Below are 24186 nucleotides of genomic sequence, written 5' to 3' on the forward strand. Positions count from 1 at the left end.
CCAGATTTGGTGAAATATAACAACAAATTTTACATCTATTTCCCTGCAAACGAAACCAATTATGTCGTTTCAGCAGATAATATCAACGGACCCTGGAGCGATCCAATCGATTTAAAAATTGGCAATATCGATCCCGGACATTTTACAGACGAAAAAGGAAATCGCTATTTATATTTTAGCAATGGCGATTATGTGCCATTGTCCAAAGACGGACTTTCAGTTTCCGGAGCAGGCAAACATGCTTACGACGGTTGGAAAATTCCCTCAGAATGGTCGATAGAATGTTTTTGTATGGAAGGACCAAAAGTGCTAAAACACGGAAATTATTATTACCTAACCGTTGCCGAAGGCGGAACAGCCGGTCCGGCAACGAGTCACATGGTAATATCAGCAAGATCAAAATCACCTTTAGGACCTTGGGAAAACTCGCCATACAATCCAATTCTAAGAACCAACGATAGTTCAGAAAAATGGTGGTCAAAAGGACACGCCACATTAATCGACGATGTCAGCGGAAAATGGTGGATGGTTCTTCACAGTTACGAAAACGGCTATTATAACATGGGGCGTCAAACGCTCTTACAACCTGTAGAATGGACAAACGATGGCTGGTTCAAAAGTCCGGAAAACATCAAAACAGAAGAACCCATAAAAAAACCGGCAGGAAAAATTGTAAAAAGTAATTTCACACTTTCAGATACTTTTTCAGGAACTGAACTTCAGCCACAATGGCAATTTTTCGATCATTATGACGCTGAACGATTTAGACTCACCCAAAACGGAATTCAGATAAAAGCAAATGGAAAAAGCATTGGCGAAAGTTCTCCGCTTTTATGTACCCCTTCAGATCACTCTTACACTGCACAAGTCGAAGTAGAAATAGAAGGCAACGCCACCGCAGGATTGATTCTGTTTTACGATACTAAATTGTATACAGGAATTGCTTCCGACAAAGAGAATATTTTGGCAATATTGCGATCATGGCAATTTCCAACCCTGAAAGGCGTAAATAAAACTCATTTATTCCTTCGTCTCGAAAAGAAAGAACAACTTGTAAATATGTTTTACAGCATCGATGGCAAAACATGGTTAAAAATTGAAAATTCTGCCGAAGTAACATCATTCAATCACAATGTATTAAGCGGTTTCATGAGTCTTCGTTTAGGGCTTTCAGCAGTTGGCGAAGGTCAGGTTACGTTTAGAAATTTTGTTTATAAAGCGACAAATTAAGATCTAAATAATTATATTTAGAATCAAAATAGTAGCGGTGATCATTAGGGCGTGACCGTATTTGCAAAAGGCGCTATCTAACAAATCGCTTATGTGCGCCTTTCGCAAATACGGTCGGGCTATCCACGCTACTTCGGTAGCCAGCTCCTATCCCTCACGCGCACAAATTGCGGTTACGTATCCTAATAGGTTCTCCAAAACGGGTTAGGTATATTTGTCAAAGCAATTAAAAAATTAGAATACATAATAGGTTGAAAAACCGGTTAAGATAAAATAAGGTTAAAAATGTTTCGTCAGAAACAATTCATCGTAAATGAATATCCCAAAGTTGTTCCGTCAGGAACAATTGGTTGGTAGCAACGGATGAAATCCGTTGATGATAAGATATTAAACACCTGTAATAATGTTCCGTAGGAACATTTGAAGGGTAACATTAAAACGCATCAAAAAAATGAATTCAAATCTCAAAAACACACTTCTCATTTTATTATTCACTTTCTGCACCAAGATGTCTGCACAATCCAGTCATGTTTTATGGTACAATCAACCCGCAGAATTTTTTGAAGAAAGTTTAGTTTTAGGAAACGGAAAACTCGGCGCAACCGTTTTTGGCGGAGCAAATTCAGATAAAATATATTTAAACGACGCCACGCTCTGGTCAGGCGAACCCGTAAACGCCAATATGAGTCCCGAAGCTTACAAAAATATTCCCGCAATTCGCGAAGCACTCAAAAACGAAAACTACAAACTAGCCGAAGAACTCAATAAAAAAGTTCAGGGAAAAAACTCCGAATCATTTGCCCCGCTTGGAACATTAGAAATTAATAATTCCGAAAAAGGAAAAGCCGTTAATTACTATCGTGAACTCGATATTTCGAATGCCGTATCAAAAATCAGTTACGAAATGAACGGAATAAAATTTACCCGTGAATATTTTGTTTCTGCCCCAGACCAAATCATGGTGATTAAATTGACAAGTAGTATAAAAGGAGGTTTAAATTTTGACATCAATCTAAAGAGCTTACTAAAATCTAATGTCGAAGTAAGAAACAATATATTGGTAATGACAGGTTCGGCACCCATTCATGAAAATGCAGGATATACCGTTTTACCAAAATACCTTCAAGTAAAAGAAAGAGGAACAAGATTTACCACTTTAATCCAAATTAAAAAAACCGACGGAAAAATTACAAGTTCCAGAGATGCACTAAGTTTAAAAGATGCAACCGAAGCTTATGTATATGTATCTGTTGCGACAAGTTTTAACGGTTTCGACAAAAATCCCGCGACAGAAGGTGTAGATGATGTATCGATTGCATTGCAAAACCTGAACAAATCATTTGCAAAATCATTCGATAAACTAAAAGAAGCCCACATCGCCGATTACCAAAAATATTACAGCAGAGTAACATTAGATTTAGGTAAAGCAACCGCTCCCGACTTGCCAACAAACGAACGCTTATTACGCTACGCAGACGGAAAAGAAGATAAAAACTTAGAAATTCTATATTTCAATTACGGACGTTATTTATTAATAAGCAGTTCCAGAACTTTAGGCGTTCCTGCCAATTTACAAGGAATCTGGAATCCGCATTTAAACCCGCCATGGAGCAGTAATTATACCATGAACATCAACCTGGAAGAAAATTACTGGCTGGCCGAAAACACCAATCTGTCCGAAATGCATTTGCCGCTTTTAAGCTTCATCAAAAATCTTTCGGTAACCGGAAAAGTAACGGCAAAAACTTTTTATGGCGTAAATCAGGGTTGGGCTGCGGCGCACAATTCAGATATTTGGGCAATGACCAATCCGGTGGGGCAATTTGGTAAAGAAGATCCAATGTGGGCATGTTGGCCACTTGCCGGCGCCTGGTTAAGTACGCACATTTGGGAACATTATACTTTTACACAAGACAAAACCTATCTAAAAACAGAAGGATATCCTTTAATGAAAGGCGCAGCCGAATTTCTTTTAGGATGGATGATCATCGATAAAAACGGAAATCTGATAACATCGCCATCTACTTCGCCAGAAAACCAATATCTAACGCCCGATGGTTTTGTTGGAGCAACAATGTATGGCGGAACGGCAGATTTGGCCATGATTAGAGAATGTTTTGACAAAACGATAAAAGCATCTAAAGTTCTAAATACCGATGCTGCTTTTAGATCAAAATTAGAAAATGCACTTGCAAAATTGCATCCCTATCAAATTGGTAAAAAAGGAAATCTGCAAGAATGGTATTTCGATTGGGAAGATAAAGATCCCAAACACCGTCATCAATCGCAATTGTTCGGACTTTTTCCGGGAGATCATATCACACCCGAAAAAACACCAGATCTTGCCTCAGCATCAAAAAAGACTTTAGAAATAAAAGGAGATGAAACAACAGGCTGGTCAAAAGGCTGGAGAATCAACCTTTGGGCAAGACTTTGGGACGGAAACCGCGCTTATAAAATGTTTCGCGAATTACTAAGATATGTAGATCCGGACGGAAAGAAAACCGATAAGCCAAGAAGAGGAGGAGGAACCTATCCGAATTTATTCGATGCGCATCCGCCATTTCAAATCGACGGAAATTTTGGAGGAGCCGCAGCCGTTGCCGAAATGCTGGTTCAGTCAAACGAAAACGAAATCAGATTACTTCCTGCCTTACCAGACGCCTGGGAAACCGGATCCGTAAAAGGAATTTGCGCCCGTGGCGGATTTGAAATCGAAATGAATTGGGAAAACAAGATTGTAAAGAAATTGATAATTTCTTCGAAAACAGGAGGGAAAACAACCTTAATAAACGGTGATAAAAAGCAAGAAATTGTTTTGAAAAAAGAAGAGAATCTGGAAGTAAAGTGGTAGAATAATTATAAACGCAATCTTTGTCAAACCCGACAGGTTTTTAAAACCTGTCGGGTTTGCTTTTTATAAATAATCGTTTTGTTTTTAAGGAAAAGCTTCGTAGAAGTGAAATATTTATAGCATAGTTATTTATAATATAAAGCTCCAGCGGAGCGACATATAAAATTCCTCGGGAAACGAAATATTTCACCCCTCTGGTGCTCTTAAACATCGATACGCTAAATTTCTATAAATATTTCGTCCCTCCGGGACTTAAATTTCTTTTGAAATAATAAATAATAAACCCGACAGGTTTTTAAAACCTGTCGGGTTTACTTTTTACAAATAATTGTTTGGTTTGTTTTTAAGGAAAAGCTTCGGAGAAGCGAAATATTTATAGCATAAACATTTACAATATAAAGCTCCAGCGGAGCGACATATAAAATCCTCGCAAAACAAAATATTTTCTCCCTTTTGGGACTTATTCTTCTTTAATCGTTTCCTGTTTTGCTTCAGAATCTTTAGCATGATTATCTTTAAATTCTTCGTACCATTTTTCGATAGAAGGGTAAACAAAAGCAGCTACTTTTTTTACAGGATTATAAAAAATAGATTTATCGAGCGTTTCTTTTTTGGCAAACGTTTCGTTGAAGTTTATTTTCTCAAAAAGCGCAATAAAAATACTCAGAATCAGGATCGTTTTTAAAACTCTGAAAAAACCTCCGCCTAGTTTGTTGGCCCATCCCAGAAAAGCAAAATCAGCAATTCCCGTCAGGATTTTAGCCAGGAAATAAACACCAATAACCACCAGAATAAAAGTCAGGATAAAAGCCGTAACCTGTATCGTGTTCGGATTCCATGAAACGTGTTTCATAATCAGTTCCTTCATAAACGAAGAGAATTTAATCGCAATATAAATTCCCAACAATAAAGAAATAAAAGAAGCGATCTCTACAAAAAGCCCGTTTTTAATTCCTTTGTATAAACTAAAAGCCAAGAGTGCTCCAAAAAGCATGTCTAAAAAACTCATATTTTCTGTGTTTTATTGAGGCGCAAATATAGGTCTTTTTTTAGGTTTAAAGATTCAGAGTTGCAAAGGTTCAAAGGTTTTTTAGCCCACGCATTATACGGATTTTAGAAGGTTGACACAGAGTAAAATCAGTTGGCAGATTTAGACTAAGGCTTTTAAGTAAAGATCAGGAAGGGTTAATAGTAGAGAAAAAAATAAGTGATAATCCGTTCAAACCGCTTAATCAATGAGTGATTTATTTAATAATGTATGAGAAATCTTTAATTTTAGGTCTTTGGATTTGAACTTCCTATCTTTGCAATAATAATTTTAGAGCTGTGATAGTAGAAATTAAGTTTAAATAATCTTTAAATCGTTCTTCAATCTGAAATCTAAAATCTAAAATCCACAAATAAAAATGTCCAGAGATACACAACTAAAAGAGCGATGGGAAAAGCTCGTCGATATACTATCTAATCAATTTTCGCAAGGCGAAGACTTAGATTTAGATGCCATAATTTACCTAATTGGAGTTCAGGAACTCGGAAAAGTACACCGCGAATTCAAAAAAGACGAAAAATTAAACCTTATGCATATCGCCATTTGCCGATTATTAGAACCATACGGTTTTTATGAATTCGATTTTTTTGATGCCGAAGGATGGCCACACTACAAAGTAAAAGAAGAATTACCGTCGCTAAAAGCCGGAGAACAATCGGTTTTAATGAAAGAAGCCATTGTAAATTATTTTTTAGAAAGAGAACTTATTGAATAGTTTTTTAGTTTTCAGTCACAGTCGCAGTTTTTGGTATTTGGGAATAAAAAAACTGCTGAATTTCTTCAACAGTTTTAGGATATATTCTAAATTCTGATTTCTGAATTCTAAACTTACACGTTAAAACGGAAATGCATCACATCACCATCTTTTACAATGTATTCTTTGCCTTCTACTTTGAATTTTCCGGCTTCTTTGGCCTTGGCTTCTGAACCATAAAGTACATAATCGTCATACGAAATCACTTCCGCACGAATAAACCCTTTTTCAAAATCGGTGTGAATTACTCCGGCTGCTTTTGGTGCCGTATCGCCTATGTTGATTGTCCAAGCACGAACTTCTTTAACGCCGGCAGTGAAATAGGTTTGTTGTTTCAATAATTTATAAGCAGCACGAATTAAAACCGCTGAACCCGGTTCCTTTAAACCTAAATCTTCCAAGAACATTTGACGTTCTTCATACGTCTCTAATTCGGTGATATCAGCTTCTGTTCCAACGGCTAAAACGATTACTTCCGCGTTTTCGTCTTTTACCAATTCACGAACTAAATCAACATATTTATTGCCTGTAGCCGCTGATTCTTCGTCAACATTACAAACATAAAGAACCGGTTTTGTGGTGATTAATTGGAAATCTTCCATCAACGCTTCTTCGTCGGCATTTTGAGGAATTACTGTTCTTGCTGATTTGGCTTGCAATAAAGCTTCGCGGATTCTGTCTAAGAACGCTTTTTCAACTTGGGCTTCTTTGTTTCCGGTTTTGGCAGCGCGGTTGACTTTTTCCAAACGTTTTTCAACAGTTTCTAAGTCTTTTAACTGCAATTCGATATCGATGGTTTCTTTGTCGCGAATAGGATTCACATTGCCATCAACGTGGATAATATTATCATTGTCAAAACAACGCAAAACGTGTATGATAGCGTTACATTCTCTGATGTTGGCCAAAAATTGATTTCCCAAACCTTCGCCTTTACTTGCTCCTTTTACCAATCCGGCGATGTCAACAATATCAACGGTAGCCATTTGAACTCGTTCCGGTTTTACCAATTCTTCTAATTTGTTGATTCTTGGATCAGGAACGTTTACAACGCCTATGTTTGGCTCAATAGTACAAAACGGAAAATTCGCGCTTTGTGCTTTGGCATTTGATAAACAATTAAATAAAGTTGATTTCCCTACGTTTGGCAATCCTACAATTCCTGCTTTCATATCAATGTTTTATTATAAAAAGTGTGCAAATATAGCGTAATAAAACCAAGTAACAAAGTGGAAGAAAAAGCAAAAATTTGAAGTTAATTTGCTCTGTCTTGTAATTGGTTGATGATGGCTTGCTCTTCTTCGGTGGCTGTCAATCCGGAGATATCCCAATAAGTGGAAAGAATGGTATTTTTCTTGTTGTAAAGTGTTTTGTCTTTAAAGACTTCGCTTTCTTTGAAGCTGTAATTTTGGTTGCTGAAATTGGTGGTTACAAAGTAATTTCTGACTTCAATATCAGTAGTTTTATTTTTGTCAATTCGCTCAAAACCAATCTCTTCTTTAGAACTAATTAAATAATAATTTTCACCATCTAATCTGTAAATCGTTTTAAATAAAGATTTGTAAATATTCTTGGAACCAACCGCTTTTCTCTCTTTAACATTTGCAATAGTTGTTGGAGAGATAACGGTGCTTACTTCAATAATAATTTTCTTTTTCCAGTCGTAAATGATTCTAAAGTCATCGCGTAAATCGTCATTATTATCCAATGGCGTTACTAACATCACATTGTAATCTTGATTGGCAGAATAGCCTTTGATGATAAAGTCAAATTTCTTTTTGGCGACAGCATCCAATATTGGATTCAAATATTTGAAATTGTAATAATTCTGCATGATGTCGTTGAGATTGTAACCTAAGACATCAGAGTTAATTTGGTCAAACACCAAACCATATGACCTGTTTTGTTCTACTAAAATATTGCTTTTAAAGTTTTTTTCTTTGCCGAATAATTGGAAATTCATCAAACCATCATTGTAATAGGCATAATTGCCATCCATTTTGAAAAACTCTCTGGAATAGACTTTTAATCGCGCCGGAACCGTTAGTTTTTTGACTGAATTTGCGACTATGCTTTTCAATATTTTTTGCGGATGTTGTTTGGTGACAATAATTTCATCCAAATCATTGACATTGCTTTTCAAGTAAATCGTATTATCAGTCTTCAGTAAAGCCGATGAACGCACTGTTACTTTTGCATAAGAAGAATGCGTAACCTGAATATTTGAGGAACCATTTAGAACAAAAGCCACCTTTCCTTCAGCATTACTCAATAAAGTCTGTTTGGTTTTTATAATGTAAACCGTAACGTCCTCAATAGGAAGATTGGTTAAAGCGTCTTTCAATATCAATGTCTTCTCAACAGATTGAGCGTATATTGAAACACTAAAAGCTAATAAAAACAGCAGGTAAAGTTGCTTCATCCTTAGACTAGGTTTGAACAAATTTAGTAAAATTTCATTTTAAATTGATAATACACCATCGTGATGGTTAAATAATTAAAAATAAATTTATTGAGATTGTTAAAAAAGTTTGACGTAATCACATTGTATCCGATAAACCACTTTAATCTGATAAAAAAACAGATTATAATTTTCAACACTGATTTTATGATTATCCTATAACATTTAGAAAGAATTATGTAACACAAAAGAACTCGTTAAGAATTAAATTTGTAATGTACAAACCAATAAAACAAATGATTATGAAAGCTATAGTAATAAGTATGCTAGCTTTGTTATTATCTATTAATAGCCAAGCGCAAAACACAAATAAAAAATCCGAAGTTAAAACCACCACCACAACTGTAAAAGATTCTGATGGTGTGAAAAAAATTGTAAAAACTGAAGAAACTAAAGAAACACAGAAAATTAAATTAGAACAAGAAAAAAACAACACCTTAAATATTCCAACGAAACCGAGCCAAGTTGATGTTACTACTAAAACACAAGTTTCCGTCGATGGTGTGACTAAATTTGTTGATGTTGACCGTTCAGCGTATTACACTTACAACGGACAAAAATATCAGGTTGCCATTGACAATAGTGGCTATACAATGACGTTGCCTGATGTCAATGAAAAAACGATTTTAAGAAGAACTTCCAATAACAATTATATTTTTAAAAACAAGGACAAACTCTCTGTTGGTTATTTCGATACCGAAGGAAACCTAGTGGTAGAAACCTACGACGAAAAAACAGACACAGTAGTTCTTGAAAAATATATTGTTGTGAAGCCTTAATATAATTCATGTTTTGTTAGGGAAGCCCGGGCTAAATGCTTGGGCTTTTTTTTGAGATTTCACGGAATAAAAAAACCTCAATAACTTGAGGTTTTTTTTTATTATTCGTTGTGTAAAAAAGATTGTCGGTTGAGCAACGTTTCTTCACTTTCCACATGATTGTCATCAGGAATGCAACAATCCACCGGACAAACTGCCGCACATTGTGGTTCTTCGTGGAAACCTTTACATTCGGTACATTTTCCAGGCACTATATAATAGATATCGTCAGAAATTGGAGTTTGCGCTGCATCAGAGTCAACTTCGGTTCCATCAGGCAAAATTACTTTACCTTTTAATTTGGTTCCGTCTTTATAACGCCAATCATCAGCACCTTCGTAAATAGCAGTATTAGGACATTCCGGTTCACATGCACCACAGTTGATACATTCGTCAGTTATTATGATAGCCATATTTTATATGCTTTATGCTGTAAGCAAAATGCTATAAGCTTTTATTAATTAAAGTATTATTAAGTGCTTAATGCTTAAAGCGTATTGCTTAAAGCCAAAAAACCTTATTTTTGCGCAAAATTACAATCAAAACCATTCATAAACAAGCTACTGATGTTACAAATCGAGAAAAAAAAATGTTTTATTGAATTAGGGAAGTTTTTAAGCCAATTCTCTTTGGAACAAAACCATAAAAATGAAGCGGTTCTTCATAACGATTTATTCTTCGATAGCTTTGTAGATTTGATCCAGTTGTCGCAATCACACAATGGTTGGTTTACCCCGGAACAAGTTTATCATTCAGTTCAATCATGGGCTAAAGCTTTGCAAGAAGACAATTTAAAACAATGGTTGTCTAAATACGATTTCTCGAAAGTACAGCCAAAAACTGTTGGATTAATTCTAGCCGGAAATATTCCGCTGGTTGGATTTCACGATTTTCTTTCCGTATTAATTTCGGGTCATAAAGTTTTAGTGAAAACTTCTTCCAATGACCAACATTTAATCAAGTTTTTAGCTAAATATCTTGTCGCAGTCAATGCTGAAATAGAAAATTACATCACATTTACCGATGGCAAGTTGGAAAACTTTGATGCCGTAATCGCTACCGGAAGTAACAACACCGCTCGTTATTTTGAATTTTACTTCAAAGATAAGCCGAGTATTATTCGTAAAAACAGAAACTCAGTCGCACTTCTAACCGGAAATGAAACCCAAGAAGATTTAATGAATTTAGGAGAAGATATTTTCCGCTACTTTGGTTTAGGATGCAGAAATGTGTCCAAATTATTTGTCCCAAAAGAATACGACTTCCAACCTTTTTTTCAGGCTATTTATGAATACAAAGACGTAATATTTTATGAAAAATATTCTAACAATTACGACTACAACAAAGCCGTTTTCTTAATGAGTAACTTTAAGTTATTGGACAATGAATTCTTAACTTTAAAAGAAGATACCAGTTACGCCTCGCCTATTTCCTCAGTGTTTTATGAATACTATGAAAACTTGGAAGACATTAAAAAGCAATTGGAAAACGATGCGGATCAAATTCAATGTGTTGTTTCTAATAATCTGATTCCCAATTCGATTCCGTTTGGTAAAACCCAACAACCGGAACTTTGGGATTATGCTGACAATATCGATACTTTAACTTTTTTATCGACAATTTAATTCCTACATTTACTATCTAAACTTGTAGGTTATGAAAAAAATTATCTTTTGCTTTTCGCTATTATTGGTCCAAGTAATTTTTGCTCAGATAGTTTTAACTCCTTTCACAGCGGATATTCCTTCAAGTAGCTTCACAAGTTCTCTTGATGCTTTTGGTAATGAAATAGTAGTTTCTGCTAACTACCCATTAGACATTTCTCAAAGAAGGGTTTTTGTCTTTGAAAAAAATGGCAACATAATTAGCCAAGAGACTTTCTTCACTCCTTATGACGTCGCTCCTTATGACAGTTTTGGTGATAATATATCCATAAACAATGACTTCATTGCAGCCAGCTCGAGATTAAATGATCAAGTAGCATCGAATGCCGGAGCTGTTTATATGTATAGAAAAGTGGATGGCGATTGGACGTTTTTTCAAAAGATAACTGCCTTTGATGGTGTGGCGGATGATTACTTTGGTTCTGATGTTAAAGTTATTGGAAACCAACTTTTTGTAAGTGCAATTAATAATGAACCTATCGGACAACCAACTTCTACCAATAGTGGTGCTGTATACGTATATCATTTCGATGGTGCCAGCTGGATTTATTCACAAAAAATAACAATTAGTGGGAGTTATCAATTTGGAATTAAAATGAGAGTTTCTGACAGTAAACTTGTAGTGGCTTCAGCTTCAAGTTTTGGGACAGCCTATTTGCATACGTATCACTACAATGCAAACACTTGGAACTTTTCATCCTCAATTACTCCAGTCAATCCAATCAACGAATCTATAAGTGATTTTGATTTGGATAACAATCAGCTTTTTATTTTACCATTCAACGCTATGGCTTCCAGTATATATGTCTACGACGATATTGCGAACAACTGGAGTTTAAACACTACAATCACGCCATTAAATTACAATGAAAAAATGGCCACAAATTTTAAGGTTAAAAATGATATTATGTTTGTTAGTCTTAATTTCCATGCGTTGCTCTATACTTCCAAAACTCCTGTGTCAGTGTATAGAAAAATAAATGACAACTGGACTTTCCAAGAACTAATTTATGGAGAAGGCCCATTTGAACAAGAAGATGCTTTTGGTACTCAAATTGCTATTACGGATGATATTGTAGTAATTGGTGCTCCTACAGAGCAATTGCCTTCGGCTTTTAGTGGACGTGCTTACACTTTTGATGTAACTTTAGGAATTAACGAAAACACATTGAATGACTTAAAAGCATACCCTAATCCAACTTCCCACCTAGTTCATTTGACTAGCAATTTAGCGGAAAACATAAGTACTATAGGTATTTATCAGTTAGATGGAAAGCTGATGAAAACAATTAATTATTTGCAAAGTCCAATTTCTTTCAAAGAATTCCAAAATGGAGTATATCTTTTAAAAGTAACTATGGCCAACGGTTCTTACACTTGTAAAAGAATTGTAAAGATTTAAACTGCTATTTTAAATTATTGTCAATAATTGTTATAAACTAAAACGTTTTCGTTAATAACATAGACTTATTATTGCGGAATTCTAACGGCATATTTTAGCCCTATTTCCGTAATTTGCACTATAATTTTTTTGAAAATCCATCATGAAAAAACACAATTACAGCGCCGGACCGTGTATTCTTCCACAGGAAGTTTTTGAAAAATCTGCTCAAGCAGTTTTGAATTTCAACAACTCGGGCTTGTCCTTGTTGGAAATGTCGCACAGAAGTAAAGATTTCGTTGTTGTCATGGACGAAGTAAGGGCTTTGGTTTTAGAACTTTTAGGTTTGGAAGGCAAAGGCTATCAAGCTTTGTTTTTGCAAGGTGGCGCGAGTTTGGAATTTCTAATGGTTCCATATAATTTAATGAAGATTGACGGCAAAGCCGCTTATTTAGATACCGGAACTTGGGCGAACAATGCGATTAAAGAAGCCAAACTATTTGGGGAAACGGTTGTCGTTGGTTCATCCAAAGAAGACAATTACAATCATATTCCAACCGATTATACCATTCCTGCCGATTCGAGTTATTTCCATTGCACGAGTAACAATACCATTTTTGGGACACAAATGAAGTCATTCCCAAAAACCGATATTCCGGTGGTTTGTGATATGAGTTCGGATATTTTTTCACGCACTTTAGATTTCACACAGTTTGACCTAATTTATGCCGGTGCTCAGAAAAATATGGGCGCAGCCGGTGCAACATTGGTTGTGGTAAAAGAAGAAATCTTGGGTAAATCAGGCAGAACGATCCCGAGTATTTTGGATTATGAGAAACATATTAAAGCCGAAAGCATGTACAATACGCCTGCCGTTTTTGCGGTTTACACTTGTCTGTTGACTTTACAATGGCTAAAAAAACAAGGCGGTATTGCAGCGATTGAAAAAATTAATGAAGCGAAAGCCAATTTACTCTACACAGAAATCGACAGAAATCCGTTGTTCATTGGAACTGCAAATCCAGCGGACAGAAGTTTTATGAATGCGACTTTCCTTTTGGTCAATCCTGAACATCAAGAAACGTTTGACAAAATGTGGAAAGCAGCCGGAATCTCAGGTTTACCGGGACATCGTTCTGTTGGCGGCTACCGCGCTTCTATGTACAATGCGTTACCGTTAGAAAGCGTTCAAGTTTTAGTTGATGTGATGAAGGAATTGGAAACGGTTTACAGCAATCAGTCGCAATTAGCAGAAAAATAGCCCCGATTGCAGCAAGTATCCTTTTTTTTTGAGGGAAAGCCTCTCGACTGCGCTCGAGGTGACAAAAAAAAAGATACTGCGAAAAGCGGGACACGAGCTCCTAAAAAATTACAAATTACAAATTATAAACAATGAAAGTATTAGCCAACGACGGAATTTCAAAAAGCGGCATTCAAGCTTTAGAAAAAGGTGGTTTTGAAGTGATCACAACCAAAGTAGCGCAAGAGCAAGTAGCCAATTATGTCAACGCCAATAACATTTCGGTGGTTTTGGTGCGCAGTGCTACGAAAGTTAGAAAGGATATTATTGATGCTTGTCCGGGATTGAAAATCATTGGTCGCGGCGGTGTTGGTATGGACAATATTGATGTAGATTATGCTCGCAGCAAAGGTGTTCATGTAATCAACACGCCGGCTTCTTCTTCGGAAAGTGTGGCCGAATTGGTGTTTGCGCATTTGTTTACGGGCGTGAGATTTTTACATGATTCGAACAGAAACATGCCTTTAGAAGGTGATACCAACTTTGACGGTTTGAAAAAAGCGTATGCTAACGGAATTGAATTGCGTGGCAAAACTTTAGGGATTATTGGTTTTGGAAGAATTGGTCAGGCTGTCGCCAAAATGGCGCTTGGTTTAGGCATGAAAGTCATTGCTGCCGATAAATATGTTGACAAAGCGGAAGTAAAAGTAGATTTTTACAATGGTCAGTTTATCAATGTAGAATTTGAAACCGAACCTTTAGAAGATGTGATCAAACATTCCGATTTTATTACGCTTCACGTTCCGGCGCAAGACGGTTATGTCATTGGCAAAGCCGAATTTGAATTGATGAAAGATGGCGTAGGTATTGTAAATTGTGCTCGAGGTGGTGTAATTGACGAAGTAGCTTTGGTAGATGCTTTGGATTCGGATAAAGTATTGTTTGCCGGATTAGACGTTTTTGAAAATGAACCAACTCCGGAAATTCAAATCCTGATGCACACGAAAATTTCGTTGACACCACATATTGGTGCTGCGACTTTAGAAGCACAAGACCGAATCGGGACTGAATTAGCAGAACAAATTATCAGTTTGTTGAAATCGGAGAAAGTTTAAGACGTGAAAATATATTTTGAGCCACACTGAAAAGTGTGGCTTTTTTGTATATCCTTAAAAAAATGTCATAATAAAAACCAAGATTAATTTGTTCTCGTAAATGAGGAAAACAAAAAACATTTTTATTATGAAAAATTACAAAATCAAATTTAGAATCGCGGCATTTTTATTAATGACTTCTTTGGCTGTAACTACCGTATCTTGTAGTGATGATGATGACAACAATAATACAACTGTAGAAGCTCCAAATGTTAATTTTACTGTATTGACAAATAACAATGTTATTGTTAAGTACAATGCCAGAAATTTAACCTCTCCTATTTCCACTACGCCAATCACAGGATTAGCTGGTAGTGAACAAATCGTAAGCATTGACTACAGACCGGCAACCGGACAATTGTATGCATTGGGTTCGTCAAGCAGACTGTATTTTATCAATGAAGAATCCGGTGCAGCTACGGCTTTAGGCAATGCTTCATTTACACCAGCTGTTTCCGGTGCTAATGCTTCATTAGATTTTAATCCAACAGTGGACAGAATCAGATTGGTCACAGAATCAGGACAAAATTTACGTTTACATCCCGAACTTGGTACAGTTGCCGCTACTGACATTTCTATTGCCGGCAATGCCAATACAAGAATTGGTGCTGTTGCTTATACCAATAGTATGGCTGGAGCCAGTACAACGACTTTGTATGATGTTGACTTTGGAGAAGATAAATTGTATATCCAAAGTCCGCCAAACGATGGAGGTTTACAGCTTGTAGGCGATTTAACTATTGATTTTGAAGGACAAGGCGATTTTGATATCCTTGCAGACAATTCACAAGCTTTGGCTGTGACCAACAACAATAGTGTATCAAAATTATACACTATCGATTTAACCACAGGAAAAGCGGTTGATGTTGGAACCTTTGGTTTGCCGGTTATCAGTTTGGCTTTCAAAACCAATCCAGTTGCTTTTGCAGCCAGTTCAGACAATATGCTTTACCGATTTAACCCAACGAATCCAACAATGAATTCGGTAGCATTTGCCGGACTTTCCGGTGGAGAAACTGTAATTGGATTAGATTTCAGACCTGCTACAGGAACACTATATGCTGTTACCAGTCAGAGTAGACTTATGACTGTTAATACCGCTAATGGTCAGTTGACACAAGTTGGTTCTACCTTAGCGCCTTCGCTTTCGGGAACTTCGTTTGGATTTGATTTCAATCCTACAGTTGACCGAATCAGATTGGTTAGCAATACAGGACAAAACCTTAGATTACATCCAGATTTAGGAACAGTTGTTTTTACAGATGGCAGTCTAAATCCGGGAACTCCTTCTGTAAATGCAGCGGCTTACACCAACAGTTTTGGAGGATCTACCACTACTTCCTTATTTGTTATTGACGCTTCTACTGATATGTTATATCTTCAAAATCCGCCAAATAACGGAACATTAGTTGCTGTTGGCGCTTTAGGTTTTAATGTTGAAGCAGAAAACGGATTTGACATTGGAGGAAGTAGCAATACTGCTTTTGCACTTTTAAAAGTAAATGGTGTAACTTCAGTGTACGCAATCAATTTAACAACCGGAGCAGCCACAAAAGGAGCAGATTTTAACATACAAGCTACAGCGATGGCACTAGGTTTAGGTTTTTAATTAATTGTTTAATATTTGGGTTAGTAAGAAACCTTGTTGCAGTCTAAGCTGTGACAAGGTTTTTTAACATATTGAAAAGACTGAATTCAAGCGATTTTACGTAAATTTATTAAAAATTTGAGCGATGAAAACTTTAGTATCACTTTTGCTTATTTTGTTGATTATTGTTGGGTGCCACAGTTCCAAAAACGCAGTGGTTGCCTCGGATACAACATCAAAAGTTTCCGATACGGTTAAAATTGCCAATGAAGAACTTGAATATGAAGTCATCATCATTGATCCCGGTTTTAGTTCTTGGATTGCAAGTAGAGCCAGACCTAGAGGTTATTATTCTGAGAGTTATCTAGAAAATAAAAATCAAGTATATGTTAACGAATGGAACTCCAGAGCTTTACAACCACAACGTTATAATAATTTATACGACACGAGAATTGACTACGATCCATCTATCCGTTATGGCTATGAAGTGAATTATTTAATTTTTAACTATTTTGTTTATTTTCAAGTCACCTACAATCAGCGATTGGGCGGTATTGTTCCTTTTCCATAAACTGTTATATTTGTAGAAAATTAGTTTATGGCAAGTTTTAAAGAACGCTGGAATATCAAATCAAATTGGCAAGTCTTTGTCATTCTTGTGGTATTTGCCGTTACGGGTTCAAGTTCAGCCTTACTTTCCAAGCCTGTTTTAGAATTATTCGGTATTGTAAAAGGAGACGTTTCCAATTGGCTTTACTATCCGTTATACCTCATCCTCATCTTCCCCATTTATCAGGTTTTGTTGGTTAGTTTCGGGTTTATTTTTGGGCAGTTTACTTTTTTTTGGGCCTTTGAAAAGAAGATGTTGAAAAGTATGGGATTGGGCTTTTTATTTCCCAATAAAAAAAATCCCGAGTAAATTAATACCCAGGACTTTTCACCAAAATACTCAACTTAAATTTACTAAAATTCTATTTGTCTTTTTTGATCAAATTGAAAAAATCATTTCTGTTTTCTTTATCTTTAAATATTCCTCCGTACTGAATGGTTGAAGTATAACTGCTTTCATCCTGAATTCCTCTACTTGACACACAAAGATGTTTGGCTTCCATTACTACCATAACGCTATCCGTTTCTAAAACTTTTTTCAATTCATTAAAAATCTGCATAATGAGACGCTCTTGAACTTGCGGTCTCCGCGAATAATAGTCTACAATTCTGTTAAGCTTTGATAAACCAATCACTTTTCCGCTGGAAACATAGCCAATGTGAGTTTTGCCTATAATAGGCAGAAAGTGATGTTCACAAGTAGAATTAAAACTAATATCCGCTTCAACCAACATTTTATCATATTGATACGAATTGTCAAAAACCGAAATCTTTGGTTTATTCGCAGGATTTAAACCGGAAAATATTTCTTGAATAAACATTTTTGCAACACGATGTGGCGTTCCTTTCAAGCTGTCATCGGTCATATCTAAACCCATTTCTTCCATAATGCTATGGAAATGCTTTTCGATGTTGTCCATCTTTTGTTTATCTGTCTTGATAAAGGCGTCAGGACGCAAAGGCGTCTCCGCAGAAGTCATTTGATGATTGTCACCTATCAATTCAAATAATTCTTTTTCAATGGGTGTGTTCATAAGAATTAATTATTTTTTTGTTCAACAAATGTAATAAATAATTAAACAAAAAATTATACTTAACACAATTTTATAATTTATTCACTCATAAAAAAAATTGATATCATCTATTAAAAGAAAATACTTTGTTACTTTGTGAAAAATTCGATTGATGATTATTGCCAAAGACATTCACAAATACTACGATAGTTTGCACGTTTTAAAAGGTGTAGATTTACATATAAAAAGAGGAGAAATTGTATCTATTGTTGGTGCTTCCGGTGCGGGAAAAACTACCTTGTTGCAAATACTCGGAACACTTGACAATGCCGCAAAATCAAATAATACTTCACTTGAGATAAATAGTGAAAACATATTGAAAATGAACGATAAAACATTATCTAAGTTCAGGAATCTGCATTTGGGCTTTATCTTCCAATTCCACCAATTATTGCCGGAATTTACCGCTTTGGAAAACGTTTGTATTCCGGCATACATTGCCGGAAAAGAAAAAAAGGAAACCGAAATTGAAGCCAAACGTTTACTCGATTATTTAGGTTTAGCCGAAAGAAGTCATCACAAGCCTAACGAACTTTCCGGAGGGGAACAACAACGCGTTGCTGTAGCGCGCGCTCTGATAAACAAACCGGCTGTGATTTTTGCCGATGAACCTTCGGGAAATTTAGATACGACTTCGGCGGAAAATTTACACCAGTTATTTTTTAAATTGAGAGAAGAATTTGGACAAACCTTTGTCATTGTTACGCACAACGAGGAATTAGCCAACATGGCTGATAGAAAATTAGTCATGAAAGATGGCTTAATCGTATGATAATATGGTGCTTATTCTACTTAGTTGGCTGTATCTTTTTCTCACTTCCATTATTTTAGGAATAGGGTTTTCAAAGCTTTTTCGAATTCAATCTTTGACTGTTGTTTTTGCCGGTATTCTCGGATTATTTGGAATTACATTGTTGGCGAGCTCATGGGCGATATTTGGTCGGATAAATATAGAATTTCATGCTTTTTTGATAATAACATCAATCACTCTTGGATTTTATTTGAAAAGCGATTTAAAAGATATTACCCAAAGTATTCTAACGCAACTAAATTCCTTCTCACTAGCATTAAAAGCACTTTTTAGTATCAGTAGCATTTTAATTTTGTTACAAAGTGCTACTTTGCCTTTTATTGTTGACAATGAAACCTATTACATCCAAACTATCAAATGGTTGAACGAATACGGATTTGTTCCCGGTTTGGCAAATTTGCACTTGTTTTTAGGACAAACGAGCGGTTGGCACATCACACAGAGCGTTTATTCGTTTTCATTTCTTTATGACAGCTTCAATGACTTGAATGGTTATTTGTTTTTACTCTTTAATTATTGGGCATTTCAAAAGCTTCACTCCTATTTTACCAATGCCAATCGATTGGATTTGGTTTTTGGCTTACTGCCTTTGACTTATGTTTTCCTATTCCAATTCATCAGCGCGCCATCACCTGATTTACCGGTTTACCTTATCAGTTTTATAGTGCTTTCAATGTATTTGGAAATACACAAGGATAATGTACTTGAGAAATTTAACCTCATAACTATATTCGTTCTTTTTGCGATTTATATCAAAATAACCGCATTAGTGTTGTTAGCTTTCCCGCTTTTGCTTTTTATAAAACATATAGCTGTAGTAAGAAGCCAGCTCATTCCGTTTCGGTTCTTAGGTGGATTGGTTTTGTTTCTTTTTGTTATCAAAAATATTATGTTGACCGGTTATCCTTTTTATCCGTTAACTGTGTTCCCTAATTCAAATGCTGATTACTTGGTACCAATGGAAATTATGGATTTTTTCTTTAGTCGAGACATGATGCATTCTTTTTATATTCCTTTTAGTGTTTTTGAAAATGCTACTTTTTTTATCTTGGTTAAACAATATTTTTTGCACAGTGGAATTGACAGTATCATTGGTTTAGCGACTGTATTTTTACTCTTGATTTCACCATTTATAATTTCAAAATATTACCCAAAACAAAGAATTCGTGATGTTTACTTTGTATTTGTCTTAGCATTAATTTTATTAGTTTTCAGCTCGCCACAATATCGTTTCTTTGTTTATTTCACAATTTTCTTCGGACTTGTATTCCTTTCCGTCATGTTCACCAATAAGAAAATCATCTTGGGATTACTTAGTTTCAGTTTATTAGCAATCGGTGTTTTGCTCTTTGTGCCAATGTCATTCAGTGCTTTAACTCAAAACAAGTTATTAGCTAAAAACAGTACGTTTCAACTGGAGAATGTTATTCATCCAAAACCCAACACTCGAGATAACCTCAATTACATCAAAATTACTAAAGGCAATTTAGACTACTACTCGCCTACCGAAACTCCGATTTTTTGGATATCCGGCAACGGTCATTTGCCTTGTGCAAACAAAGAGCAATTGGATTATTTTGAAACCAATTTCAATGTCATTCCGCAATTGCGTGGGAAAACTTTAAAGGAAGGTTTTTACGCCAAAAAACTAAAAACCAATGATTAAAACTGAACTTAAGGAATTTCTGGACGAAAAGGCTGCCCTTTATAACAATCCTAACTTTATCGAAAGCGACCCAATTCAGATTCCGCATGGCTTTTCACTAAAAGAAGACATAGAAATTGCAGGTTTTCTAACGGCGACTATTGCTTGGGGAAACCGCAAGATGATTATCAACAACTCTAAAAGAATGATGGATTTAATGGGCAACTCGCCTTATGATTTTGTGATGAATCACAAGGATTATCACTTGGAAAATTTAGAAACATTTGTTCACAGAACGTTCAATGGTAACGACTTTAAAACTTTCATCAAAGCTTTGCAAAATTTGTATCAAAATCATGGTGGCTTGGAAACCTTCTTTACCAATAAACAAGAAGATTTGTCCATGCAACCGGCGATTTCGGCCTTTAAGAAATATTTCTTTGAAGTAGATCATCTGCAACGAACAACCAAACATATTTCAGATCCAATGCAAGGTTCCGCTGCAAAGCGCATTAACATGTACTTGCGTTGGATGGTTCGTCAAGACAACAATGGCGTTGATTTTGGGCTTTGGAAAAACATTTCGGCTACTGCTTTATCTTGTCCGTTAGATGTTCATTCCGGAAATGTTGCTCGAAAACTCGGATTGCTCACCCGAAAACAAAACGACGCTAAAGCTTTATTAGAACTAGACACCGAATTGCGAAAACTGGATAAAAACGATCCGGTAAAATATGATTTTGCGCTGTTTGGCTTGGGTGTTTTTGAAGGGTTTTAGGTTAAAAACTATTTTACCAAAAAACTTTGCCATGTTGCTATGTGATTGATTTATTTTTTATTCACTTCTATATAATCAAAAACCAAATTACATAACGCATTAATTCCGGTTTTAAAAGCGCTGTCTTCAATAATGAATTGAGGAGTATGATGTGGCCCTGCCGTATTTGGATCTTGACCTTTTTTCATGCCACCCACAAAGAAATACAAACCGGGTACTTTTTCTTGATAAAAGGAGAAGTCTTCTGCTCCGGTAACTGCAGGCACCAAATTTACATTTTCCTTTCCGGCCGTTTTTTGCAAGGATGGCAGCATGGCTTCGGTCAAATCAACATCATTAAAAGTCACGGGATTGTAAGAGGAATAAGGTAATTTTACCTCAGCAGTTGCTCCGGCAGCTTCTGCTGTTTTGGTGGCAATTTGCCTAATACGCTCAAATATCAGTTCTTCGTCAGATTTGCTAAAGGTTCGAATGGTTCCCAACATTTCGACTTCTTCCGAAATAATATTATGCCGATTACCGCCGTGAATTGAACCAATTGTTACCACCGCAGGATTGTGAGTGAGTTGCACATTTCTACTGACTATAGTCTGTAAACTATTGATAATTTGTGCCGAAACCACTATTGGGTCAACAGATTGCCATGGATAAGCACCGTGAGCCGGTTTGCCTTTTACTATAATTTTTACATCAGCAGAAGAAGCCATAGTTCCACCGGGATGATAATTAATTTTGCCCACTTCTGTTCCGGAGCTCAAGTGCAACCCGAAAATCACATCTACTTTGGGGTTTTGCAAAACACCTTCTTTTACCATCAATTCAGCACCACCTTCTTCACCTACAGGCGCACCTTCTTCAGCCGGTTGGAATATAAATTTAACCGTTCCTTGCAACTCTTTCTTCATCCCGGAAAGAATTTCGGCTACGCCCATCAATATGGCTACGTGTCCGTCATGACCGCAAGCATGCATTACTCCTGTTTCTTTTCCGTTATAAGTAGTTTTTACTTTTGAAGCAAAAGGTAAATTGTTGTTTTCTATTACCGGTAAAGCATCCATATCGGCTCTCAAAGCTATTACCGGACCGGGTTTGTCACCTTTTAAAATTCCAACCACGCCGGTTACTGCAACACCGGTTTTAACTTCGATGCCAAGTGATTGCAAATGTTTGGTAATTAAAGCTGCTGTTCGAGTTTCTCTATTTCCGAGTTCAGGATTTTGGTGAATATCGTGGCGCCAATCAATAACTTTTTGTTCAATCTGAGTGGCTTTTTTGGCAATAAGTTCGCTGTAATTGTTTTTTTGTGCCGATACTATTTTAAAACTAAATAGTAAAACGATGATGACTATCTTTTTCATGGTATTATTTTATGGCTTGAGTAGCAATTCTGATTTTACATTGGTTTACAAATAATCATTTAAAGATAATCCTTTGTCGTTTTTGAATTTAGTCTGAAAGCTTGTCTTAGACCAACTATAAAAGGAAAATAAATTTAGTCACTTATGGCTTTACTTAACTGGTGATTTAACAAATCGAATTCGGTAGGTTGGGAAATCTTATATCAAAAGCAGGATTTTTTTTTATAAATATAATAAAATAATTCAATAGCAAGAAAGTTCATATTAAAAGTTTGACTATTTGGTGATTAGCAAAATCCAATCGGCTAAAACATTGCCAAAATAGAATTCCTTACCTTTGCGCCAAATTACAGATACAATGAACACTTTTGAGCAATTCAATCTTCCAAAATCACTACAAAAAGCCGTTGACGAATTAGGTTTGACTACACCAACGCCAATTCAGGAAAAATCATTTTCGGTGATTATGTCTGGACGCGATATGATGGGAATTGCACAAACCGGTACCGGAAAAACTTTCGCTTACTTACTACCAATACTCAAACAATGGAAATTTGTTGCAACTGATACACCACGAGTTGTCATATTGGTTCCAACGCGTGAATTGGTAGTTCAAATTGCTGCCGAAGTTGAAAAACTGACTCAATTTATGTCGGTGCGAACTTTAGGCGTTTATGGTGGTGTAAATATTAATACGCAAAAGAAAGCCGTATATCAAGGAATTGATGTCTTAGTTGGAACGCCGGGAAGAATCATGGATTTGGCTTTGGACAATGTGATTCGTTTTGACAGTTTGCAAAAATTGGTTATCGATGAATTTGACGAAATCCTAAACTTAGGTTTTCGTTCTCAAGTGACTTCTATCCTAACGATGATTAAAACCAAACGCCAGAACATTTTGTTTTCAGCAACAATGACGGATGAAGTTGATGGCATGCTGGAAGAATATTTTGAATTTCCCGAAGAAGTGTCGCTGGCACCAAGCGGAACGCCATTGGAACAAATTGAACAATTGGGTTACAAAACACCTAACTTTTTGACGAAAGTCAATTTGATTATAGAATTACTAAAAGACGATGCTTACGAACGCGTATTGCTTTTTGTCAACAATAAAAAAACAGCCGATTTATTGGCGGAAAAATTAGAAGAAGTGTATCCGGAGCAATTCGGAACCATTCACTCTAATAAATCTCAGAACTATCGTTTGCAGACGATGGCTACTTTCCAAGCTGGAGAAATCCGTGGAATTGTAACTACTGACGTAATGGCTAGAGGTTTAGATATTTCGGATATCACGCACGTTATCAACGTTGAGTTTCCCGAAATTCAGGAACAATACATTCACCGTATCGGTAGAACCGGTCGTGCCGATAAATCGGGTATTGCGATTAGTTTAATCAGTCCGCGAGAAGAAGAAATCATGATCGAGGCCGAAATGTTGATGGAAAAAGAACTTACTTTTTTGCCTTTGCCTGTAACAGTTGTGATTGCGGAACGTTTACTTGAGTTTGAAAAGGACAGAAAGAAAATGAAAGTCATTCTGAAAACCAACAAACTAGAAGGTGGCGCGTCTTTTCACGAAAAAGCCAAGAAGAACACTAAAGTCAATCTGGGCGGACCATCGAAAACTAAAAAGAAAACCGGAACTTCTGTGAATAGAAATATTTTGAAGACCAGAGCGGCGAAGCGTAAGAAGAAATAGTGTTCAGTGTTCAGTTGTGAG

Annotated in this window: 21 protein-coding genes; 15 read left to right on the forward strand and 6 right to left on the reverse strand. The window is 36.1% G+C overall.

Annotated features, from left to right (window positions below; all coding sequences use genetic code 11):
* Nucleotides 1-1230, forward strand: a 1230-nt coding sequence (locus B3C16_RS00005) for a family 43 glycosylhydrolase (protein WP_291127268.1), incomplete at its 5' end; no start/stop codon positions are given.
* Between the two features lie 451 nt (nt 1231-1681).
* On the forward strand, nt 1682-4084 hold the full coding sequence (locus tag B3C16_RS00010; RefSeq protein ID WP_291127271.1) for a glycoside hydrolase family 95 protein: 2403 nt from the start codon (nt 1682-1684) through the stop codon (nt 4082-4084).
* 460 nt (nt 4085-4544) lie between these two features.
* Here B3C16_RS00010 and B3C16_RS00015 read toward each other — a convergent pair whose 3' ends face one another.
* On the reverse strand, nt 4545-5093 hold the full coding sequence (locus B3C16_RS00015) for a CvpA family protein (RefSeq protein ID WP_173968611.1): 549 nt from the start codon (nt 5091-5093) through the stop codon (nt 4545-4547).
* A 397-nt stretch (nt 5094-5490) separates the two neighbouring features.
* Here B3C16_RS00015 and B3C16_RS00020 point away from each other — a divergent pair, with 397 nt between their 5' ends.
* Nucleotides 5491-5847, forward strand: coding sequence for a hypothetical protein (locus B3C16_RS00020; RefSeq protein WP_173968613.1), 357 nt, complete (start codon nt 5491-5493; stop codon nt 5845-5847).
* A 113-nt stretch (nt 5848-5960) separates the two neighbouring features.
* On the opposite strand, the gene ychF is transcribed toward B3C16_RS00020, so the two are convergent.
* The gene (gene ychF, locus B3C16_RS00025; RefSeq protein WP_291127279.1) at nt 5961-7055 is read right to left on the reverse strand and encodes a redox-regulated ATPase YchF; all 1095 of its coding nucleotides are present in this window, start codon (nt 7053-7055) and stop codon (nt 5961-5963) included.
* Between the two features lie 83 nt (nt 7056-7138).
* Nucleotides 7139-8305 carry a hypothetical protein gene (locus tag B3C16_RS00030; RefSeq protein ID WP_291127283.1) on the reverse strand — a complete coding sequence of 389 codons (1167 nt, stop codon included), beginning with the start codon at nt 8303-8305 and terminating at the stop codon, nt 7139-7141.
* Between the two features lie 281 nt (nt 8306-8586).
* On the opposite strand from B3C16_RS00030, the gene B3C16_RS00035 reads away from it, so the two are divergent.
* Complete coding sequence (locus B3C16_RS00035; protein WP_291127286.1) at nt 8587-9123, forward strand: hypothetical protein; 537 nt, start codon at nt 8587-8589, stop codon at nt 9121-9123.
* A gap of 101 nt (nt 9124-9224) precedes the next feature.
* Here the strand turns inward: B3C16_RS00035 and B3C16_RS00040 are convergent, their stop codons facing one another.
* Complete coding sequence (locus B3C16_RS00040) at nt 9225-9575, reverse strand: 4Fe-4S dicluster domain-containing protein (protein ID WP_121313792.1); 351 nt, start codon at nt 9573-9575, stop codon at nt 9225-9227.
* Nucleotides 9576-9728: 153 nt separating this feature from the next.
* Here B3C16_RS00040 and B3C16_RS00045 point away from each other — a divergent pair, with 153 nt between their 5' ends.
* The 7 genes from B3C16_RS00045 (at nt 9729) to B3C16_RS00075 (ending at nt 17108) form a co-directional block, all read left to right on the forward strand.
* On the forward strand, nt 9729-10787 hold the full coding sequence (locus B3C16_RS00045) for an acyl-CoA reductase (protein ID WP_291127290.1): 1059 nt from the start codon (nt 9729-9731) through the stop codon (nt 10785-10787).
* A gap of 31 nt (nt 10788-10818) precedes the next feature.
* Nucleotides 10819-12228, forward strand: a complete 1410-nt coding sequence (locus tag B3C16_RS00050) for a T9SS type A sorting domain-containing protein (RefSeq protein ID WP_291127293.1) — start codon at nt 10819-10821, stop codon at nt 12226-12228.
* Nucleotides 12229-12370: 142 nt separating this feature from the next.
* Nucleotides 12371-13468 (forward strand): 3-phosphoserine/phosphohydroxythreonine transaminase, encoded by a 1098-nt coding sequence (gene serC / locus B3C16_RS00055; protein ID WP_291127296.1) that lies wholly within the window; start codon nt 12371-12373, stop codon nt 13466-13468.
* 131 nt (nt 13469-13599) lie between these two features.
* Entirely contained in the window at nt 13600-14562 is a 963-nt protein-coding gene (locus B3C16_RS00060) for a D-2-hydroxyacid dehydrogenase (protein ID WP_291127299.1), read from the forward strand.
* 127 nt (nt 14563-14689) lie between these two features.
* Nucleotides 14690-16210: a DUF4394 domain-containing protein gene (locus tag B3C16_RS00065; RefSeq protein ID WP_291127302.1), complete on the forward strand. Its 1521-nt coding sequence runs from the start codon at nt 14690-14692 to the stop codon at nt 16208-16210.
* Between the two features lie 124 nt (nt 16211-16334).
* Nucleotides 16335-16760 carry a DUF6146 family protein gene (locus B3C16_RS00070; RefSeq protein WP_121313798.1) on the forward strand — a complete coding sequence of 142 codons (426 nt, stop codon included), beginning with the start codon at nt 16335-16337 and terminating at the stop codon, nt 16758-16760.
* 27 nt (nt 16761-16787) lie between these two features.
* Complete coding sequence (locus tag B3C16_RS00075) at nt 16788-17108, forward strand: DUF6787 family protein (RefSeq protein ID WP_121313799.1); 321 nt, start codon at nt 16788-16790, stop codon at nt 17106-17108.
* Between the two features lie 52 nt (nt 17109-17160).
* On the opposite strand, the gene folE is transcribed toward B3C16_RS00075, so the two are convergent.
* A complete protein-coding gene (gene folE, locus B3C16_RS00080; protein WP_121313800.1) occupies nt 17161-17832 on the reverse strand; it encodes a GTP cyclohydrolase I FolE in 672 nt (223 codons plus the stop codon).
* Between the two features lie 151 nt (nt 17833-17983).
* Here folE and B3C16_RS00085 point away from each other — a divergent pair, with 151 nt between their 5' ends.
* Genes B3C16_RS00085 through B3C16_RS00095 form a run of 3 tightly spaced genes read left to right on the forward strand, consistent with a single transcriptional unit; the run spans nt 17984 to nt 21105 of the window.
* On the forward strand, nt 17984-18643 hold the full coding sequence (locus B3C16_RS00085; RefSeq protein WP_291127308.1) for an ABC transporter ATP-binding protein: 660 nt from the start codon (nt 17984-17986) through the stop codon (nt 18641-18643).
* A gap of 4 nt (nt 18644-18647) precedes the next feature.
* Nucleotides 18648-20348 carry an LIC_10190 family membrane protein gene (locus B3C16_RS00090; RefSeq protein WP_414655242.1) on the forward strand — a complete coding sequence of 567 codons (1701 nt, stop codon included), beginning with the start codon at nt 18648-18650 and terminating at the stop codon, nt 20346-20348.
* Complete coding sequence (locus tag B3C16_RS00095) at nt 20341-21105, forward strand: TIGR02757 family protein (RefSeq protein ID WP_291127314.1); 765 nt, start codon at nt 20341-20343, stop codon at nt 21103-21105. Before B3C16_RS00090 ends, B3C16_RS00095 begins: the two co-directional genes overlap by 8 nt.
* Nucleotides 21106-21155: 50 nt before the next feature.
* On the opposite strand, the gene B3C16_RS00100 is transcribed toward B3C16_RS00095, so the two are convergent.
* On the reverse strand, nt 21156-22463 hold the full coding sequence (locus B3C16_RS00100; protein WP_121313804.1) for an amidohydrolase: 1308 nt from the start codon (nt 22461-22463) through the stop codon (nt 21156-21158).
* 358 nt (nt 22464-22821) lie between these two features.
* Here B3C16_RS00100 and B3C16_RS00105 point away from each other — a divergent pair, with 358 nt between their 5' ends.
* Nucleotides 22822-24165, forward strand: coding sequence for a DEAD/DEAH box helicase (locus B3C16_RS00105; protein ID WP_291127320.1), 1344 nt, complete (start codon nt 22822-22824; stop codon nt 24163-24165).
* The last annotated feature ends 21 nt before the right edge of the window (nt 24166-24186 follow it).

Source organism: Flavobacterium sp. UBA7682, from assembly GCF_002482945.1.
Classification (GTDB): Bacteria; Bacteroidota; Bacteroidia; order Flavobacteriales; family Flavobacteriaceae; genus Flavobacterium.

Excerpts from the sequence above, each read along its gene's own strand:
- B3C16_RS00045 (WP_291127290.1), top strand. The coding sequence starts at position 9,729 with ATGTTACAAATCGAGAAAAAAAAATGTTTTATTGAATTAGGGAAGTTT.
- B3C16_RS00030 (WP_291127283.1), bottom strand. The coding sequence starts at position 8,305 with ATGAAGCAACTTTACCTGCTGTTTTTATTAGCTTTTAGTGTTTCAATA.
- B3C16_RS00060 (WP_291127299.1), top strand. The coding sequence starts at position 13,600 with ATGAAAGTATTAGCCAACGACGGAATTTCAAAAAGCGGCATTCAAGCT.
- B3C16_RS00095 (WP_291127314.1), top strand. The coding sequence starts at position 20,341 with ATGATTAAAACTGAACTTAAGGAATTTCTGGACGAAAAGGCTGCCCTT.
- B3C16_RS00085 (WP_291127308.1), top strand. The coding sequence starts at position 17,984 with ATGATTATTGCCAAAGACATTCACAAATACTACGATAGTTTGCACGTT.
- B3C16_RS00050 (WP_291127293.1), top strand. The coding sequence starts at position 10,819 with ATGAAAAAAATTATCTTTTGCTTTTCGCTATTATTGGTCCAAGTAATT.
- B3C16_RS00065 (WP_291127302.1), top strand. The coding sequence starts at position 14,690 with ATGAAAAATTACAAAATCAAATTTAGAATCGCGGCATTTTTATTAATG.
- B3C16_RS00020 (WP_173968613.1), top strand. The coding sequence starts at position 5,491 with ATGTCCAGAGATACACAACTAAAAGAGCGATGGGAAAAGCTCGTCGAT.
- B3C16_RS00040 (WP_121313792.1), bottom strand. The coding sequence starts at position 9,575 with ATGGCTATCATAATAACTGACGAATGTATCAACTGTGGTGCATGTGAA.
- B3C16_RS00070 (WP_121313798.1), top strand. The coding sequence starts at position 16,335 with ATGAAAACTTTAGTATCACTTTTGCTTATTTTGTTGATTATTGTTGGG.
- B3C16_RS00035 (WP_291127286.1), top strand. The coding sequence starts at position 8,587 with ATGAAAGCTATAGTAATAAGTATGCTAGCTTTGTTATTATCTATTAAT.
- B3C16_RS00010 (WP_291127271.1), top strand. The coding sequence starts at position 1,682 with ATGAATTCAAATCTCAAAAACACACTTCTCATTTTATTATTCACTTTC.
- ychF (WP_291127279.1), bottom strand. The coding sequence starts at position 7,055 with ATGAAAGCAGGAATTGTAGGATTGCCAAACGTAGGGAAATCAACTTTA.
- B3C16_RS00075 (WP_121313799.1), top strand. The coding sequence starts at position 16,788 with ATGGCAAGTTTTAAAGAACGCTGGAATATCAAATCAAATTGGCAAGTC.
- B3C16_RS00100 (WP_121313804.1), bottom strand. The coding sequence starts at position 22,463 with ATGAAAAAGATAGTCATCATCGTTTTACTATTTAGTTTTAAAATAGTA.
- B3C16_RS00105 (WP_291127320.1), top strand. The coding sequence starts at position 22,822 with ATGAACACTTTTGAGCAATTCAATCTTCCAAAATCACTACAAAAAGCC.
- B3C16_RS00015 (WP_173968611.1), bottom strand. The coding sequence starts at position 5,093 with ATGAGTTTTTTAGACATGCTTTTTGGAGCACTCTTGGCTTTTAGTTTA.
- folE (WP_121313800.1), bottom strand. The coding sequence starts at position 17,832 with ATGAACACACCCATTGAAAAAGAATTATTTGAATTGATAGGTGACAAT.
- B3C16_RS00090 (WP_414655242.1), top strand. The coding sequence starts at position 18,648 with ATGGTGCTTATTCTACTTAGTTGGCTGTATCTTTTTCTCACTTCCATT.
- serC (WP_291127296.1), top strand. The coding sequence starts at position 12,371 with ATGAAAAAACACAATTACAGCGCCGGACCGTGTATTCTTCCACAGGAA.